Genomic DNA, 17,361 nt, shown 5'->3' on the forward strand with positions numbered 1-17,361 from the left:
CAGCCAATCACCCCCGCCAGCCGCCATCCGCAGAGCTCTCATCCGCCGCCTGCGCCGTCGCCACATTCGCCTCCTGCACATACGGCAGGTTAGCCAGCACCTGCAGCGTCTGCGCCGGAGGCCGCGTGAACAGCGGCGACGCCAACACCTGCATCGCCCCCGGCTGATTGCCAATCTGCAGATCCCAGGACAGCGCCAGCAGCGTGTTTACCACCACCTGCGGCGGCGCATCCGGCCGAATCCCCAAAATCTCCCGAAGCTGATCCCTGGCCCGCCCGATATGCACGTCCACCGACGAATCGATCCCGATCCACCGAGGATTTTCCCGCAGCTCACCGGACAGATACTCCAGCGCCACCACGGCCTTCGCCGCATCCACCGGATTGTTCCGCGTATTCGCCGGCGACGCGAACGCCCAGGCCGCGTGGTTGATCGCCCCGGTGTCGTTGTCCTGATACACCCCGTAAACCCCGGCCGGCAGGAACGGCGTCCGTTCGGTTCCCGGCAACGTCGCGCAGGCGGTCAGACCAAATGCCAGCAACGGCAGAACAATCAGGGCGCGCATGCGACTGGTTCCAAACAATGACCGCCCGGATATTGGGACGAACCGGCCGGGCAACTAGGGTTAAAAAACCCCAATTCAGGCGCGCTCATGGCTTCAGGCGATAGCCCGAACGGAATATCCACCACAGCAGCGCCAGGCACAGCACCATGAAGGCCACGATGAAGCCGAGGCTCGTCGCAACGCCGACATCGCCCACGCCGTAGAAGCTCCAGCGGAATCCGCTGACCAGGTAGACCACCGGGTTGAACAAGCTGATGGTCCGCCATGGCTGAGGCAGCATGTCGATCGAGTAGAACGCGCCACCCAGGAAGGTCAGCGGGGTCACCACAAGCGACGGAATGATCGCGAGTTGCTCGAAATTCTCCGCCCAGATGCCGATGATGAATCCGAACAGCGCGAAGCTGACCGCCGTCAGCAGCAGAAACGCCACCATCCAGCCGGGATGCAGGACGCGCACCGGCACGAACAGTGTCGCCGTCGCCAGGATGATCAGGCCGATCATGACCGATTTCGTCGCGGCGGCGCCGACATAGGCGAAGACCGCCTCGGTGCTGGAGATCGGCGCGGACAGCAGCTCAAAGATCGTGCGGGTGAATTTCGGGAAGTAGATCGCGACCGAGGCGTTGGATATGCCCTGCGTCAGCAGCGTCAGCATGATCAGCCCCGGCACGATGAACGCACCGTAGCCGACGCCGCCCACCTGTTTCATGCGGGACCCGATCGCGCCACCGAACACGATGAAATACAGCACCGTGGTGATCACCGGCGTCGCCACACTCTGCCACACCGTCCGCCGCGTGCGCGCCATCTCGGTCCGGTAGATCGCCCAGATGCCGCGAAAGTTCAGGCCGCTCACGCCCCGTTCTCCACCAGATCGACGAAAATGTCCTCAAGCGAGTTGCGGCTGGTCTCCAGGTCCTTGTAGTCGATCCCGGCGGTGCCGAGGTCCCGGAGCAGGCGAGGGATGCCGGTGTCCGGCGCCTTGGCGTCGAAGTCGTAGACCAGGCGCTCGCCCCCGGCCTCCAGCCGCAGCGGCCAACTGGCCAGCTCGGGCGGGATCGCCTCCATCCGCTGCTGCATCATGATGCTCAGCCGCCGCTTGCCGAACTTGCGCATCAGGGCGGCGGTCTCCTCGACCAGAACGAGCCGGCCGCGGTCGATGACGCCGACGCGGTCCGCCATTTCCTCGGCTTCCTCGATGTAGTGGGTGGTCAGGATGATGGTAACGCCGCGGTCGCGCAGCCGGCGCACGATCTCCCACATGTCGCGGCGCAGGTTGACGTCGACGCCGGCTGTGGGTTCGTCGAGGAACAGAATGTCCGGATCATGGCTCAGCGCCTTGGCGATCATCACGCGCCGCTTCATGCCGCCCGACAACTCCATGGTGCGCGCGCCGCGCTTGTCCCAGAGCGAGAGATCGCGCAGCAACTGTTCAATACGGTCCGGGGCGCCGCGCCGGCCGAACAGGCCGCGGGTGAAGCGCACCGTGTCCTCGACCGTGGCGAAGATATCCAGCGCGATCTCCTGCGGGACGAGTCCGATCATGGCTCGGGCGGCGCGATAGTCCCGCACGATGTCGTGCCCGGCAACGAGGACCTGACCCGAGGTCATCGAGACCAGGCCGCAGATGATGCTGATCAGCGTGGTCTTACCGGCGCCGTTGGGACCGAGCAGGGCGAAGATCTCGCCTTTCTGGACTGTGAGGTCGATTTCGTGGAGGGCGACCTGGCCGGACTTGTACGTTTTCTTCACCGCGGAAACGGATAGGACCGGCGACATGGACTCTCCTGCGATCGGCATCGTGTGGCCGGTCCCTGTCTATGGGGTCCGATCGGCGGGGCAACAAGCCCTGGCCGGTCCCGGGCGATTAGCCGGGTACGTCCTGGTTCACCGGTAATTTCGTCCGATCGCGCGCCGGCAGAATGCTGGCGGCGGCAGCATCGAGGAACGCCTCGGCCAGCGCCGGATCGTCGGCCATGCGCGACAGCATCACCGCACCGACCAGGGTGGACAGCGACGCCAGCGCCTTTTGCCGCTTCCGCCCGGGCAGCACGCGGGTCAGCGCATCCAGCATGCCTCGGAGCGCGCCGCCGATCGCCTCCCGCGACGCCGACCGGCGAGCAACATCGGGACCGAGCGTGGTGAGCATGCAGCAATTGGCGGTGGAAACCCGGGCAGGGTCCAAATAATACCGAACGATCTGCTCCAGCGCCGCGTCGCGGTCGGGGGAGCGGCTGATTTCATCCCATTTGGTGGCGGCCTTCTCCAGCAGCGAGTGCGAGACCTCGGCCGCCAACGCCTCCTTGGAGGGAAAGTGCAGGTAGAAACCACCATGGGTCAGGCCGGCTTCCTTCATCACCGCGTCCACCCCGACACCGTCGATCCCGTGTTCGCGGAACAGATGACCAGCGGCGGTCAGGATGCGTTCGCGGGTTTCCGCGCGACGACCCTCCGCTTTGGGTCCCTCTGGACGTTGGGTTGGTTCGGTCATCCTCGGCCTCTTTGGTCTGACGATCGTCATATCGGCGCTTGACTTCCATATGACGAACGTCATTCTGCAATCAAGTGTATCTGGAGCCTATTCCCCATGGGACCGACTGTGATAGCCCGCCTGTTCGCGGGACGCGTGCATTATGCGTGGGTGGTCTTGGCGGTGATGTTCGTCGTCATCCTCTCCTCCGTGGGCGTGCGAGCGACGCCGGGCGTGCTGATCGTGCCGCTGCAGCAGGCGTTCGGCTGGAACGCCGCGGTGATTTCCGGCGCCATATCGCTCAACATCCTGCTGTTCGGCCTGGTCGGCCCGTTCGCCGCCGGCCTGATCCAGACGATCGGCCTGAAGCAGACCGTGCTGTGCTCGATGGCGCTGCTGGTGATCGGCGCCGGGTCCAGCGCGTTCGTCACCCAGATCTGGCAGTTGTACCTGACCTGGGGCGTGCTGGTCGGGCTGGGGTCCGGCGCCGGCATGGTCGGGCTGGCCACCGCCATCGCCAACCGCTGGTTCGTACACCGGCGCGGCCTCGTGGTGGGACTGCTGACCGCCAGCAACGCCTCCGGCCAGCTCGTTTTCCTGCCTTTGCTGGCCAGCCTCGTGGTCTCCCACACCTGGCACATCGTGCCGCTGGTGGTGGCCGGCGTCATCCTGGCACTGATCCCGGTCGTGCTGCTGATGCTGCCGGAAAGCCCGGCCTCGATCGGCCTGGGACCGTTCGGATCGTCCGAGATCGTCGAACTGCCGCCAATCGCCGGCAACCCGTTCGCCATCGCCATCGCCGGTCTGATGCGCGGCGCCCGGTCGATGGATTTCTGGCTGCTGTTCGGGACCTTCGCCGTATGCGGATTTTCCACCAACGGCCTGGTCGCGACCCACCTGATCCCGTTCTGCATGGACCACGGCATCCCCGAGGTCAGCGCGGCCGGCCTGCTCGCCGCGATGGGTATCTTCGACCTGATCGGCACCACGATGTCGGGCTACCTGACCGACCGGTTCGATTCCCGCATCCTGCTGTTCTGGTATTACGGGCTGCGCGGACTGTCCCTGGTGGTGCTGCCATTCACCAACTTCAACATCGTCGCCCTGTCGATCTTCGCGGTGTTCTACGGCCTGGACTGGGTGGCGACGGTACCGCCGACGGTAACCCTGACCAATGAGGTCTTCGGCAAAAAAGACGCCCCGGTGATCGTGTCCTGGATCGTCGCCGGCCATCAGATCGGCGGCGCCCTGGCAGCGTTCGGCGCCGGCGAGACCCGATACCTCGCAGGCAGCTACGTCCCAGCCTTCGTGGCCAGCGGCGCCGCCTGCCTGATGGCGGCGCTGATGGTGCTGCGGATCGCCCGCGGCCGAGTCGCCCTCGCGGCGGCGGAGTAACGGCCTGGATTACGCACCGTTGGCCATGCATTGCGCGCTCAGCCGCTGGTTGCCGAAGTTGAGCAGTACGGATCGCGTAAGGCCGGTGGCCTTCAGGTAGTTGGTGCACTGGGCCGCATCGAAGGCGTTGCGGTCCGTGACCGCCTTCAGTTCGATCAGGACGGTGTCCTCCACGAACAGGTCGGCGGTGTAGTCCCCGACGATCATGCCATCGTAACAGACCACGACGGTCTGCTTCTGGCAGACGCGCAGTCCCGCCTTGCGCAGCTCATGAGCCAGCGCGTTTTCATAGACCACCTCGGCGAGTCCCGTGCCCAGCGTGTTCGAGACGGTGGTCGCGCAACTGATGATCCGCTGCGACAGGCTATCAGGCGTCGTGCTGGTGACGGCCGCTGGCGCCCGGGCCTGCCCACGGCGAAAGAACGCCGCCAAACCGGCCCTTATCGCGGCCCGGAGCACGCTCATACCGCCCCCGCCTGCTGGTGGGATTCCATCAGCGCTCGGACATCGACGGCCCCCACGCCAGTTTCCCCCGCCCGGGATGACCGCGGCAGCTCGGATGCGCCCCGGCGGAGGCGCCGCGCTTGGTCCAGTCTGCGCTGGGCGTCACGGACCTGACGGATGAGGTTGGCGGCACTGACGCGGTGACCAAATTTTTCGCTCACCGGCCGATCGGAGGATGCCGCCTCACCCAACGCCTTCAGCGCCTGGGAACCGAAACCGATGATCTCGGCGGCGAGGCACAATTCCTCCGCGGTCTCGGCGTCGTAGGCGGCGAGCATTTGGCTCGCGGCATGCCGGGCGGCGGGACGGTCGCCTTGCGTGTCGGCGAGGAAATGCGGGGCGAGGTGGCCAAGGATCGTGTCCAGGATAACGGGCGTGACGGCGTCTGGAAGCGACATGGAAACCTCGGCACGGCTGTTGCGTCACAGAACAATAAGAGAACATGGGAATTTTTGCAAGAAAAATTTCCTCGACACCAAGCCCCCGGACGACGCCGTAGCCGTCAGCCCGCTTCACACGGGTTGGACAGAAACCGCCGACGCTGGTGGGATAAGGGACACGCGTACGATCAATAGGGAGCGCGGCGAGTGAGAGACGTCTCCATAGATCGCCGTAGCCTGCTGCTTGCGGCACTCGCCCTGCCGATCATCCCTGTCCCGGGCTATGCTCAGCGGGAAGCTGACGCCGGCAACGATGCCGCCGCGGCGCTACCCGATCGGGGGCCGTCTTTCGACACGACCCGAGCATTGCTGGCGAAGCGGGTCGACAGTGGGCGGGACAGTGTCGGGTATGTCGCGCTGATCCGGGACGCCGATGGTCCACGGCTCGTGGCCTACGGCACGGCGGATGGATCGAAGAGCCGCCCGCTGGACGGCGATACCGTCTTCGAGATCGGTTCCATCACCAAGGTGTTTACGGCGCTGCTGCTGGCGGACATGGTGGCGCGTGGCGAGGTTGCGCTGACCGATCGGGTGGAGAAATATCTGCCGCCGGAAGGCCGGCCGAAGTCTTTCGACGGCAAACCGATTTCACTGCTTGATTTGGTTACCTATGTCTCCGGCCTGCCGCGCATGCCGACGAATTTTAGCCCGCAGGACAGGGCAAATCCCTTTGCGGATTATACCGTTGCGCAGCTCTACAAATTTCTGTCGGACTTCACGCCGCGATATTATCCGGGGTCGCATTACGAGTATTCCAATCTCGGGTTCGGCCTGCTGGGACATGTCCTTTCGCTGCGAGCTGGCCGTGGCTATGAGGAACTGGTCGTATCGCGCATTTGCGAGCCGCTGGGACTGAACGATACGCGTATCACGCTGTCTTCGTCGATGCGCGAGCGGCTTGCGCAAGGCCACGATTCGGGGCTGCAAGCCGTGCCGAACTGGGACCTGGGGACGTTGGCGGGCGCCGGTGCGTTGCGTTCGACGGCCAACGACATGATGCGTTTCCTCGATGCCTGTCAGGGCAAACGGAAAACCGACCTCAGCCCTGCCATCGCCAGCCTCCTGGAGGTGCGCCGGCAAACCGGTGACAACGGGGTCTATGTGGCCGCCGGCTGGTTCGTTGACACTGAGCACAACGACGAACTGGTCGTGAAAGATGGCGGAACCGGCGGCTATGCGACGTTTATCGGCTATTCGGCGCGGACCGGGATTGCCGCCGTCCTGCTGTCCAACGCTGCGAGTTGGAGCGTGACCCCGCGGCTCGGGCGCCATCTTCTCAATACCAATTTTCCGTTGCCGGTGCTGCACCGGCAGGTGGCGATCGATCCGGCCAAGCTGAGCGTTTACGCCGGCCGTTATCCGTTGGGGCCGTGGCATGTTCTGACGGTGACGCCGAGGAACGGGCGTCTGATGGTGCAGGCCACCGGACAAGACGAGTACGAGGTCTTTCCCGAGGGTGACACGCGTTTTTTCCTCCGGGTGGTCGATGCGCAGATCACCTTCGAGCTGGGGCCGGATGGGACCGCCTCGGGGCTGGTGCTGCACCAGGACGGCCAGGATCGGCGGGGGGTACGGCTGCCCTGAAGCGCACACCGGCATAGAGTCGAGGCAGCGGACGATCGTGCTGACATTCTTGGGCTGGCTGCCGCTCATGGGGCCGCGCTGGTCGTCATTCCCACCGATCGGTGGGTCGCCATCGTACAGGCGTCCCATTTCGCCAATCTCTACGTGATGTATGGCGTCCTGCCGGCGGTGCTGGGGATTTACCTGACCGTCGCCGGTTGCGCCGCGGGACGATCGCATCCGAAAATGTAATGTGCGCCGCGCCCCGCGCGCCATTTCAATCGTCTGCCCGGCACGCCATTTCACTCATGTCCCCGGTCCGCCATTTCAGCTACACGGACGCGTGACCACGCCAAACGCGGAGCCGTCCAAATTCGGACGCCGCGAACCCCGCCCCACGAAAAGACCCCGAATGCACCCCAGTTCCTCGCCGCCCCCCCAAGACGGGGCGGTTCCCGACCGCAGGACCATGCTTGCCGGCCTCGCCGCGTTCCAAGTGCCCTCGATACGGCGCAGCGTCACCCAGCTTGCCATCACGGCCGCGCCTTATGCCGCGCTGGTGGCCTTCATGTATTATTCCTACTACCACATTTCGCCCTGGCTCAGCCTGGCACTCGCATTGCCCGCCGCCGGCTTCGTCGTGCGCCTGTTCATCATCCAGCACGATTGCGGCCATGGTGCCTATTTCCGCCAGCGCTGGGCGAACGAGGTCGTCGGCTGGCTGTGCAGCCTGACCACCTTCACGCCGTACACGATGTGGCGCCGGCATCACGCGCTGCACCATGCCGTGTGGAACAACCTCGACAAGCGGCCGACCGGCGGTGACATCTACTCCGGCTGCCTGACGCTGAAGGAGTACGAGGCCCTGTCGCCGCTGCGGCAGCGCTTGTACCGAGCCGCGCTGCACCCGCTGGTGTCGCAGCTTCTGCTGCCGCCGGTGGTGTTCATCCTGATGCACCGCGTCCCATTCGACACGCCGAAAAAAGGCTGGCGCAAGGAGCGCATCAGCGTCTACCTGACCAATGCCGGCATCGGCGGGTTCCTGCTGGCACTGACGCTGCTGCTGGGATGGCAGCCCGTGCTGCTGGTCCAACTGCCGGTCATCGTGATGGCGTCGATCATCGGCGTGTGGCTGTTTTCGGTGCAGCACCGGTTCGAGCACTCCGTCTGGTCGCGCCAGACCGACTGGACCGCCGACGGCGCCGCGCTGCACGGCAGTTCCTGGCTGCGGCTGCCGAAAGTTCTGCAATGGTTCACCGGCAATATCGGCTTCCACCATGTGCACCATTTGGTGCCTCGGGTGCCGAACTACCGGCTGCAGGCAGCACACCGGGCGGAACCGGCATTCGCCGCCAACGTGACGGGGCTGACACTGTGGCAGGCGCTGCGAGCACCGCAATTCACCCTGTGGGATGAAGCGCGCGGCGCGATGGTGCGGTTTCCGCGCCGGCGGCGGTAAGCGATCACTTTGCGAGCCATCGGCCCAGCTACAGAACCAGCGCCAGTTGCGCTCGCCCCTTCGGTTCCGCCGTGTCCGGATTGGCGATCGTCACCCCCAGCAGTCGTACACCCAGCGCCGCCGGAAAATGCGGCTTCAACAGTTCAAGCCCGATCGCTTCCAATTCCCCCCGGGACCCGATCGGCGCCAGACAGGACCGGCTGCGCGTGATCTGGTGAAAGTCGGCATATTTGACCTTCACCGTCACCGTGCGTCCGGAGTAACCACCGCCGCACGCCACCCAGACCTTGGCCGCCAGCGATTCGACAACCGGCACAACCTCCTCCCACCGCGTGATGTCACGTTCGAACGTCGTTTCGGCACCCAGTGACTTCCGCACGCGATCGGCCTCCACCGGACGATCGTCCTGGCCCCGGGCGACGCCGTAGTAATAACTGCCGGCCTTGCCGAAATGCGCCGACAGGAACGCCAGCGTCTGGCGCCGCAGATCCATGCCAGTCTGGATACCAAGAGCATTCATCCGGGCGGCGGTCGCCGGACCCACCCCATGGAATTTCCCCACCGGCAGGTCCTCGACGAACGCCGGCCCCATCTTCGGCGTAATGACGAACAGCCCGTCCGGCTTGCGATGATCCGACGCCAGCTTGGCCAGGAACTTGTTGTAGGACACCCCCGCGGACGCCGTCAGCCCTGTCTCCGCCCGAATCGCCGTTCGGATTTCCTCGGCGATCGCCGTCGCCGATCCGCGATCCACCAGCGGCACCGTCACGTCCAGATATGCCTCATCCAGCGACAGCGGCTGGATCAACGGCGTGTAGCGCGCAAAGATCCCATGGATCTGCCGCGACACCGCCTTATAGACGTCGAAGCGGGGCGGCACGAACACCAGTTCCGGGCATTTCCGCCGGGCAGTGACCGACGCCATGGCGGAGCGCACGCCGAATGTCCGGGCCTCATAGCTAGCGGCGGCGACGACGCCACGCTCCTTCGATCCCCCCACGGCGAGCGGCAGCCCGCGCAGGTCCGGATTGTCGCGCTGCTCCACGGACGCGTAGAACGCATCCATGTCGATGTGGATGATGCGCCGATAGACCGGCGCCGGGCCGGATGGGGACATATCGCCGCGCAGTGTAGCACCGATTCGCTGTTCGAGAACAAAATGAGGTCGGGCGCGACCAAAGCCACCCCGGCCGCGGGCAAGCATGGCAAGGGCCGTGACGGTTCCCATTTTATCAACGGCCACCGCGACCGCACCAACCACGACAGACGCCCGCGGCATCGTTATTTGGATGGGTATCTGTATTTGACATGGGGGATTACCTGGCTATCCGTCAGGACTCTCGCTCCGCTGGATGACCGCCGGACGGAGCCTTCACGCCAATAACCCGGAGAAGACCGGCACCGCACCGCATCGGGTCAATTTGCAAGACCCGCCCAGTGATCATCTTTTTCCGGCAAATACGATTACTTACAGAAGTCAATATCCGAAGAAGCGTCACCGTGGTATCAATTTTCCATCGGCGACTAATTTGTAACCTCTACGTATGTATACCTTTCCATCCGCGCTGACTGGGTAAAGATAGCGGGCACTATCACCTGCCCCACAAAAAGGAGTGGTCGTGGACGACCTGCTGATAGCCATACTCGTTGCCGCTATCGCTGGGCTGCTCGGCCTCCTGTTTCGCGCCAATCGTGCCGCCCGACGGCATCAGGATGCACTGGCGCAGGTCCGGTCGGACCTCGCCAGGGTGACTGCGCTGGCGGATGACAAGGCCGCCCAATGGCAAACAATCCTCACCGGCATGCCGGATGGCCTGATGGTGCTGAATGCCGAATTGCGGCTTGTGGAATGGAACCAGAATTTCCCCAGGTTCGTTGGCGTGCCGGCCGAGATGCTGCGGGAAGGGATGCATCTGGCCGATATCCTGCGTGCTCAGGCGGTCGCCGGAGAATTCGGGCCAGTCGACGTCGAACAGGAAGTACGCCGCCGCCTGAAGATGATCGACGCCGGCGTAAGCACCGGAACGATCGCGCGAACACGGCCGAATGGCCAGACCATGGAGCTTCGGCGCAATCCTCTCGCCAAAGGCGGTTTCGTCACGCTGTACACCGACATTACCGACCAGCGGCGCATCGAAGACCAGTTGCATCAGGCGCAAAAGATGGAAGCCATCGGCCAACTCACCGGCGGTGTCGCACACGACTTCAACAACCTGCTGACCGTGATCGTCGGTAATCTCGAAATGGCACAGAACGCTCTTGAGGAGTCCAGTCCTCTCAAGGCGCAGGGCAAGATCGAGGCAGCCATGGGCGGCGCGCAACGCGGCGCGATGTTGACGCAACGGCTTCTCGCATTTTCCCGTCGGCAAATCCTGGAACCACGGCCCGTTGATCCCAACAGGATCGTATCCGGCATGTCGGTACTCATCCGTCATTCGATCGGGACCATCAGCCTTGAAACAGTGCTGGCGGGCGAGATCTGGCACACGGTCATCGATCCCAACCAACTCGAGAATGTGCTGCTCAACCTTGCGATCAACGCGCGCGACGCCATGCCGGACGGCGGGAAGATCACGATCGAAACGGCAAACACCTACCTGGATGCGGCCTACGCCGCCGCCCATCAGGACGTGACACCCGGACAATACGTGCTGATCGCCGTGACCGACGACGGAACGGGGATGTCCCACGAACACGCGGCACGCGCCTTCGAACCATTCTTCACCACCAAGGAAATCGGCAAAGGATCCGGTCTTGGTCTGTCGCAAGTGTACGGTTTCGTCAAACAATCCAAGGGTCACGTGAAACTCTATAGCGAACTTGGATCGGGCACGACGGTCAAACTCTACCTGCCACGATTGATGACGGAGTCGGCACTCGCAGTCGAAACCGATTATTCACAGGCCGAAACACCACGCGCCAGGAAAGGGGAGACGATCCTTGTGGTCGAGGACGATTCGGATGTGCTGGCCTATGCCACCGACGCACTGAAATCCCTGGGCTATGGCGTGATCGCCGCGAGAGATGGGGTATCGGCATTGACGGTGCTGAACACGGCGGCCGACATAAGCCTGCTTCTCACCGACATGAGCCTTCCCGGACTGAATGGGCCCGAACTGATCGAGCAGGCGCGCGACTGCCGTCCGGACCTGCCGGTATTGTGTACAACAGGGTACCCCGCGATGGCGATTTTACGCCGCGGTCTGCTGACACGCGGCATCAAGACCGTCAACAAACCATTCTCACTCATAACACTGGCTATCGCCGTGCGTGGCGCCATGGACAACCCTGCCGGATCGGACGATCCGTGTTGATCGTCAAACCTATCCCAGCAATCGATGGCCGAGCATGGGCGCCCGCCACGGGCCCTTGATAATGGGCGAATAGTCTCTGAATTGTCGGATGACAGACAGCAATCCGGTCTGCAACATGGTCCAAGGCACGCCCATGCGGCAGATAAACGACCAGGACGAACGGGTCTGGGGCGCGGCCATCGGATTCGACGTCAGTTGCGCCATTCTGCCGTTGGTTTGTCTGCTGTTGCGCTTCTTAAAAGACCGGCCGAATGACCTTCCTAGGGGGGACCAGCCGTATTGTCCCCGCTTCGCCGCCGGGCCTAAACTGCACACCGCCGACAGCAACCGGAGATCATCGGCGTGGCGCAACCAAACACCCCGGACGACGGTCTGCGCATCACCGTTGCGGGTGCCGGGGCGATCGGCTGCACACTCGCCGTTCGGCTGGCGGCAGCGGGCCATCACCTGAGTCTCCTGGCCCGCGGCGCCACCCTGGCGGCCGCGAAGGCCGACGGCATCCAACTCAATGACCGATCAGGCACCACGACGGTGCAAGTGACCGCAAGCGACCAGGCGGAATTCGGCATTCAGGACATCCTGTTCCTGTGCAGCAAGTCGCAGGACCTGCCCGCTTTGTCGGGCGCGGTGCGGCCCCTGATCGGTCCAGAAACGCTGATCGTGCCGACGCCGAACGGCGTACCGTTCTGGTATTTCCACGGCGAGGGCGGCCGCTTCGATGGCCAACCGGTCAACGCGGTCGATCCCGACGGACAGATCGGCCGCCATCTGCCGCTGGCGCAAATCATCGGCGCCGTCGTGTTCATGTCGGCCGAGATGTCCGCACCCGGCCGGGTGGTGTCGCGCACGCCGCACCGGATGATGCTGGGCGAGCCAACCGGTCCAATCACCGATCGGCTGCGCCGCCTGTGCGCCGTCCTGGAAGGCGCCGGCATCGAGGCTCGGGCGGTCGAGCAGATTCGTGATCCGCTTTGGACCAAGATCATCGCCAACCTGACCTCGAACCCACTGTCCGTGGTTTCCGGGGCGACCCTGGAGGCGATTTATACCCGCCCCGATCTGCTCGCCATCGTCCGGCCGGTGATGAATGAGGCGATGTTGACCGCCGCCTGCTACCGCGCTCGGCTCACCGCCGATCCGATCGGGATCGTGGCGCTGGGTGCGGGGATGGGTGCGGTGCGCACGTCGATGCTGCAGGACCATCGGCGCGGCAGGCCCCTGGAACTGGCCGCGATCGGCGATGCCGTGATAGAGTTGGCCGAACGCTACGACCTGCCGATGACGGCGACGCGCGAACTGCTGGAACGGGCTCGGCACGCCCCTGTGGACCCCTGTTGAAGGAGAGTGCGATGAACGTCACGATACCTGCCACCGACCTGCGGCCCGACACCTCTTCCGATGCGGAATGGGCGCTGCGTTGCCAACTCGCGCAGGCTTACCACCTGATCGACTATTTCGGATGGACCGAGACCATCTTCAACCACATGTCCGTCCGGCTACCCGGCAACGAGGGTCATTACCTGGTCAATCCGTTCGGGCTGAACTACGACGAAGTGTCGCCGGCCAACCTGCTGAAGATCGATCTCGACGGCAAACTGGTCGAGCCGTCGGCTTACCCTGCGAATCCCGCCGGGTTCGCGCTGCACAGCGCCATCCACGGCGCGCGGGCGGATGCCCATTGCGTCATTCACACCCACACCACGCCGATTTCGGCGATCGCGCTGAAGCGGGCCGGGTTCGGGCACGATGATTTCTATGGCGCGCAACTGACGGGGCGGATCGGCTATCACACGTTCGAGGGGATCACCCTGTACGCCGATGAAAAGACCCGCATGCTGGAAAGCCTGGGCGACAAGCATATCCTGGTGCTGCGCAATCATGGCGTCGCGGTCTGTGAATCCAACATCCCGCGGACGTTCTTCCTGCTGTGGACGGTGCAGCGCGCCGCCGAAATCCAGTGCCTGGCCCTGTCGATGGCCGGTGACAACGTGGCGCTGCCGGCCTCCGTCAGCCAGCGCTGTGCCGATCAGACGCAGCAGCTTATCGCCGGTAACGACTTCGCCGACAAATGGTTCACCGCGATGGTGCGCCGAAGCGACGCGCGCCGCCGTGCCATGGGATTGCCGGTCTAAGCCGGAGTTCTGGACGCGCTTCTTATCAACGGGTCGTGGCCGGCTCAGCGTCTTGCTGTGCCCTGTCTGCCAAAGTCGTGGGTGGGCGGGCCGAACTTGGTCGTGACGAAAGCGGAAAATTCCGGGTGCGATACCGGAAAGTCAGCACCCTTGGCGTTACGCCCGGTGATGGTGTCGCATGGACGACAGTGTCGATTTGCCACCACGCACCAATCCGGATTCAAGCCGCCAGCAGATCGGGTGTGACGCCGAACAGGTAGTCGATGTCATCCGCATCCATCGCCGGCAGCGTCACCCCATCCTCGGTCAGCGCCAAACTCGCCAGCGCGGCCTTGCGTTCCTGCAATTCCACGATCCGTTCCTCCACCGTGTCCGCCGCGATCAGTTTGTAGACGAACACCGACTTCGTCTGGCCGATCCGGTGGGCGCGATCCGACGCCTGGTCCTCGACCGCCGGGTTCCACCATGGGTCGTAATGAATCACTGTATCGGCCGAGGTCAGGTTCAGCCCGCGGCCGCCCGCCTTCAGGCTGATCAGGAACAGCGGCACCTCGCCCGCCTCAAACCGTTGCACCGGTGCCGCCCGGTCGGCTGTGTCGCCGCGCAGTTCGACGAATGGAATGCCTGCTGCCACCAGCGCCGGCTTCATCAGATCCAGCATCGAGGTGAACTGCGAGAACAGCAGAATCCGCCGCCCCTCCACGACCATTTCCGAAACCATCTCCATCAGATCGTCCAGCTTGCTGGAAGACCCCGTCAACCGAGCCGACGGCAGCTTCACCAATCTGGGGTCGCAACAAACCTGCCGCAGCTTCAACAGTGCGTCCAGCACCAGGATATGGCTCTGCGCCACCCCGCGTTCCGCGATCCCCTCCGTCACCTTCTCATGCATCATCGCGCGAATCGTTTCGTACAGTTCGCGCTGATCCGGCGCCAGCGTGATACGCCGCAGGATCGTGTGCTTCGGCGGCAACTCGGTCGCCACCGCGGACTTCGAGCGGCGCAGGATAAACGGCCGTATGCGGGTCGAAAGCTGCCGCCGTCGCACCGGGTCGCCATCTTTTTCGATCGGCGACCGAAACCGCCGGTTGAAGCTTTTCCGCTGTCCCAGCAACCCGGGCATCAGAAAGGCGAACTGCGACCACAACTCGCCCAGGTTGTTTTCGATCGGCGTGCCGGACAGGCACAGCCGGTGGCGTGTATCCAGCCGGCACACCGCATGCGTCGCCTTGGATGTCGAACTCTTGATCGCCTGCGCCTCATCCAGCACCACCATGTGCCAGGGTAACCCAACCATGTCCTCGATATCGCGCGCCAGCACGGTGTAGGTGGTGATGACGACATGCACGCCGGTCAAGTCGCGCCGCCGTTCGTGGCGATCCAGCCCGTGCAGCACCACGACGCGCAGATGCGGCGCGAACCGAGCCAACTCCGCCGACCAGTTCGGCACCAGGGTGGTCGGTACCACCACCAGCGCCGGCCGATCCAGCCGGCCGCTGTCTTCCTCGATCGCGATATGCGCGATGGTCTGCGCCGTCTTGCCCAACCCCATGTCGTCGGCGAGCAACCCGCCCAGACCGTTCTCCCGCAGATGCTGCAACCAGTTGACGCCCTGCTGCTGATACGGACGCAGGCTGGCGGTGAAGCCGGCCGGGACAGGCACCTCGGGGATTTCGGCGACGGTCCGGAAACGCGCGACATGGGCGGCAGCGCCTTCCTGCCAGCGCGTGGTCAACACGTCTTCCAGATCCAGCACCGTGTGGGCGGCGGCGGCATCCAGCACCATGGTGTCGCCGGTGGTGCGGCTGGACGCTTCGATCATGTCCTCGATCACCGCCAGCAACCGGGCAATCCGCTCCGCCGGCAGCTTCAGGATGCGCCCGTCATCCAGGCTGGTGATCACCTCGCCATCCAAAACCCGAGCCGATTCCATGCCGCCCCGTTCATGCAGGCGCATCAGGATGGGCAGCAACGGATGGCGCGCGCCGTCGATTTCGATGCCGAAATCCAGCGAGAACGCCCCTTGCGGCGTGTCCGCCACCTTCAGGTCGCACGAGCCGACGGATTGTACCAGGCGCGGGCCAAAATCGGTATCGATCTGGTTGCGCCAGCCCAGTGCCTGAAGCACGGGAATCCGTTCGGCGATGAACACCTGCCACGATTCGGCGGCGTCACGGCCACGGAACACGAAGACCAGCCGCCCCTTTTCCGCCTTTCCCGTCGCCATCCGCATCTGCACCAGCCCGTCCTGGCGGATCGCATCCTGGGCGGCGGCTTCGGCCGGTTTATCCCGCCGCGCGAACACCGGACCACCCGGCGCGTTCACGCGGACGAACTGCCGGTCGTCATCGAACGGAACGATGCCGCCCTCGTAATCGAATTCCAACAGCAAGGCATCGAGTTGCTGCATCCGCCCGAACTCGTCCGGACAGGGAAAGCGGGTCAGCCGCAGCACCGGCGTCATCGGCCGATCGACGATCACCTGCTCGCTGATTGTCGCCGGCTCCATGCGACGCTTCACCGGCGCGGGACTGGTGGCGGGGGCAATGAACGCCGGCCGAGGCGGTGCCGGCGGCTGGATCCGCACACGGGCGACGGCGCCGGTCGTCGCATCGACATACCAGGCACCGGAATCGGCGACGATCACCCCCGAACGCGGCGGCAACGCGGCCGCCGAAGCGGAGGCAAAAAACCGGGTCTCGCCCTTGACCAGCCGCCGCCCACCGGCATGCCAGCGGGCCTGGCCGGTCTCGATCAGAGCATCCAGCACATCGACAACCAGCCCCGCCGCGACGCCGGTGCGCGATTCATCGCCCTCGCCCAGCAAATAGGCCAGGTCGCGCATCTTCTCGCCCGCCCCGTCATCCTGGGCGATCGCCCGCGGCGTCGTCGGTGCGGCGATGCCGGTGCGCTCGCCGATCAACAGCGTCACGACGACACAGGCATGCGGCGGCTCCGCCGGCGCCAGCTCGAACACGATCCGCTGCCGTTCCTTCTCCGGCGCCACGGTCGTCAGCGTATCCAGGAACGTCTGCTGTTCCGGCTTCCGCAACGCCGGGAAGCGGTCGAGTGCCGCGAACGCCGCCGCCGCCAGATGCGCACAGCCGGTGGAGCGGCAACTGCACCGGTGGTCGAACACCACGCGGCGTCCCAGCAGCGAGGGCGTGATGCGCACGGTGTAGGGGACCGCCCGATCCTGCACGACACCGGTGATCGTGTCGCCGTCGAGTTCCACCGCCACCCCGCCGGTCAGCCCCAGGGTGCGGCCGCGGGTCAGCACGCGCGCATCAAAAACCCGGCCCAGGTCCTGGGAAGAATACGGCGTCGGCATCGGCGTGATTCGGCCTCGGAGGGTTGGTGGACGGGCGGGGGTGAATGGCGACTCGGGATGAGCCATCCAGGGGTGGATCAGACGCCCGAATTCGAGCCTCAATGCAAGGCTTCAAACAGCGATCACGATGGACCTGAGCGGCCAGGACGCCGATCTTCCTCGATCGCGGCGACGGCAGCCACCGGCGA

At 64.6% G+C, this 17,361-nt stretch carries 14 protein-coding genes and 1 pseudogene; 7 read left to right on the forward strand and 8 right to left on the reverse strand.

Annotation, left to right across the window (positions count from 1 at the left end; all coding sequences use genetic code 11):
- Nucleotides 1-7 precede the first annotated feature (7 nt).
- The 4 genes from GSQ89_RS15995 to GSQ89_RS16010 form a co-directional block, all read right to left on the reverse strand.
- On the reverse strand, nt 8-565 hold the full coding sequence (locus GSQ89_RS15995; RefSeq protein WP_158926869.1) for a hypothetical protein: 558 nt from the start codon (nt 563-565) through the stop codon (nt 8-10).
- An 85-nt stretch (nt 566-650) separates the two neighbouring features.
- Nucleotides 651-1,412: an ABC transporter permease gene (locus GSQ89_RS16000; protein ID WP_158927013.1), complete on the reverse strand. Its 762-nt coding sequence runs from the start codon at nt 1,410-1,412 to the stop codon at nt 651-653.
- A gap of 5 nt (nt 1,413-1,417) precedes the next feature.
- Nucleotides 1,418-2,365: an ABC transporter ATP-binding protein gene (locus GSQ89_RS16005; protein WP_254073225.1), complete on the reverse strand. Its 948-nt coding sequence runs from the start codon at nt 2,363-2,365 to the stop codon at nt 1,418-1,420.
- 67 nt (nt 2,366-2,432) lie between these two features.
- Nucleotides 2,433-3,056: a TetR/AcrR family transcriptional regulator gene (locus GSQ89_RS16010; protein ID WP_158926871.1), complete on the reverse strand. Its 624-nt coding sequence runs from the start codon at nt 3,054-3,056 to the stop codon at nt 2,433-2,435.
- Between the two features lie 96 nt (nt 3,057-3,152).
- Between GSQ89_RS16010 and GSQ89_RS16015 the strand changes: the two genes are divergently transcribed.
- The gene (locus GSQ89_RS16015) at nt 3,153-4,430 is read left to right on the forward strand and encodes an MFS transporter (RefSeq protein WP_174254880.1); all 1,278 of its coding nucleotides are present in this window, start codon (nt 3,153-3,155) and stop codon (nt 4,428-4,430) included.
- A 9-nt stretch (nt 4,431-4,439) separates the two neighbouring features.
- On the opposite strand, the gene GSQ89_RS16020 is transcribed toward GSQ89_RS16015, so the two are convergent.
- Nucleotides 4,440-4,895: a GxxExxY protein gene (locus GSQ89_RS16020; protein WP_158926873.1), complete on the reverse strand. Its 456-nt coding sequence runs from the start codon at nt 4,893-4,895 to the stop codon at nt 4,440-4,442.
- Nucleotides 4,892-5,332: a hypothetical protein gene (locus GSQ89_RS16025; protein WP_158926875.1), complete on the reverse strand. Its 441-nt coding sequence runs from the start codon at nt 5,330-5,332 to the stop codon at nt 4,892-4,894. Before GSQ89_RS16025 ends, GSQ89_RS16020 begins: the two co-directional genes overlap by 4 nt.
- 189 nt (nt 5,333-5,521) lie before the next feature.
- Between GSQ89_RS16025 and GSQ89_RS16030 the strand changes: the two genes are divergently transcribed.
- Together GSQ89_RS16030 and GSQ89_RS16035 are read left to right on the forward strand one after the other, a co-directional pair.
- On the forward strand, nt 5,522-6,958 hold the full coding sequence (locus GSQ89_RS16030; RefSeq protein WP_158926877.1) for a serine hydrolase: 1,437 nt from the start codon (nt 5,522-5,524) through the stop codon (nt 6,956-6,958).
- 448 nt (nt 6,959-7,406) lie between these two features.
- Complete coding sequence (locus GSQ89_RS16035) at nt 7,407-8,396, forward strand: fatty acid desaturase (protein ID WP_254073226.1); 990 nt, start codon at nt 7,407-7,409, stop codon at nt 8,394-8,396.
- A gap of 28 nt (nt 8,397-8,424) precedes the next feature.
- Here GSQ89_RS16035 and dinB read toward each other — a convergent pair whose 3' ends face one another.
- Nucleotides 8,425-9,513: a DNA polymerase IV gene (gene dinB, locus GSQ89_RS16040; RefSeq protein ID WP_158926887.1), complete on the reverse strand. Its 1,089-nt coding sequence runs from the start codon at nt 9,511-9,513 to the stop codon at nt 8,425-8,427.
- A gap of 700 nt (nt 9,514-10,213) precedes the next feature.
- On the opposite strand from dinB, the pseudogene GSQ89_RS40120 reads away from it, so the two are divergent.
- The 4 genes and pseudogenes from GSQ89_RS40120 to GSQ89_RS16055 form a co-directional block, all read left to right on the forward strand.
- Nucleotides 10,214-10,474, forward strand: a pseudogene (locus GSQ89_RS40120) (PAS-domain containing protein); the annotation flags it as partial.
- Between the two features lie 336 nt (nt 10,475-10,810).
- Nucleotides 10,811-11,710: an ATP-binding protein gene (locus GSQ89_RS39225; RefSeq protein ID WP_254073228.1), complete on the forward strand. Its 900-nt coding sequence runs from the start codon at nt 10,811-10,813 to the stop codon at nt 11,708-11,710.
- 342 nt (nt 11,711-12,052) lie between these two features.
- Entirely contained in the window at nt 12,053-13,048 is a 996-nt protein-coding gene (locus tag GSQ89_RS16050; RefSeq protein WP_158926891.1) for a ketopantoate reductase family protein, read from the forward strand.
- A gap of 11 nt (nt 13,049-13,059) precedes the next feature.
- Nucleotides 13,060-13,842: a class II aldolase/adducin family protein gene (locus tag GSQ89_RS16055; RefSeq protein ID WP_158926893.1), complete on the forward strand. Its 783-nt coding sequence runs from the start codon at nt 13,060-13,062 to the stop codon at nt 13,840-13,842.
- A 220-nt stretch (nt 13,843-14,062) separates the two neighbouring features.
- Here the strand turns inward: GSQ89_RS16055 and GSQ89_RS16060 are convergent, their stop codons facing one another.
- The gene (locus GSQ89_RS16060) at nt 14,063-17,173 is read right to left on the reverse strand and encodes a DEAD/DEAH box helicase (RefSeq protein ID WP_216856192.1); all 3,111 of its coding nucleotides are present in this window, start codon (nt 17,171-17,173) and stop codon (nt 14,063-14,065) included.
- Between the last annotated feature and the right edge of the window lie 188 nt (nt 17,174-17,361).

Origin of the sequence: Acidisphaera sp. S103 (assembly GCF_009765975.1) — a bacterium.
Classification (GTDB): domain Bacteria; phylum Pseudomonadota; class Alphaproteobacteria; order Acetobacterales; family Acetobacteraceae; genus Rhodopila.

Excerpts from the sequence above, each read along its gene's own strand:
- GSQ89_RS16035 (WP_254073226.1), top strand. The coding sequence starts at position 7,407 with ATGCTTGCCGGCCTCGCCGCGTTCCAAGTGCCCTCGATACGGCGCAGC.
- GSQ89_RS15995 (WP_158926869.1), bottom strand. The coding sequence starts at position 565 with ATGCGCGCCCTGATTGTTCTGCCGTTGCTGGCATTTGGTCTGACCGCC.
- GSQ89_RS16025 (WP_158926875.1), bottom strand. The coding sequence starts at position 5,332 with ATGTCGCTTCCAGACGCCGTCACGCCCGTTATCCTGGACACGATCCTT.
- GSQ89_RS16010 (WP_158926871.1), bottom strand. The coding sequence starts at position 3,056 with ATGACCGAACCAACCCAACGTCCAGAGGGACCCAAAGCGGAGGGTCGT.
- GSQ89_RS16020 (WP_158926873.1), bottom strand. The coding sequence starts at position 4,895 with ATGAGCGTGCTCCGGGCCGCGATAAGGGCCGGTTTGGCGGCGTTCTTT.
- GSQ89_RS16055 (WP_158926893.1), top strand. The coding sequence starts at position 13,060 with ATGAACGTCACGATACCTGCCACCGACCTGCGGCCCGACACCTCTTCC.
- GSQ89_RS16005 (WP_254073225.1), bottom strand. The coding sequence starts at position 2,365 with ATGCCGATCGCAGGAGAGTCCATGTCGCCGGTCCTATCCGTTTCCGCG.
- dinB (WP_158926887.1), bottom strand. The coding sequence starts at position 9,513 with ATGTCCCCATCCGGCCCGGCGCCGGTCTATCGGCGCATCATCCACATC.
- GSQ89_RS16015 (WP_174254880.1), top strand. The coding sequence starts at position 3,153 with ATGGGACCGACTGTGATAGCCCGCCTGTTCGCGGGACGCGTGCATTAT.
- GSQ89_RS16060 (WP_216856192.1), bottom strand. The coding sequence starts at position 17,173 with ATGCCGACGCCGTATTCTTCCCAGGACCTGGGCCGGGTTTTTGATGCG.
- GSQ89_RS39225 (WP_254073228.1), top strand. The coding sequence starts at position 10,811 with ATGTCGGTACTCATCCGTCATTCGATCGGGACCATCAGCCTTGAAACA.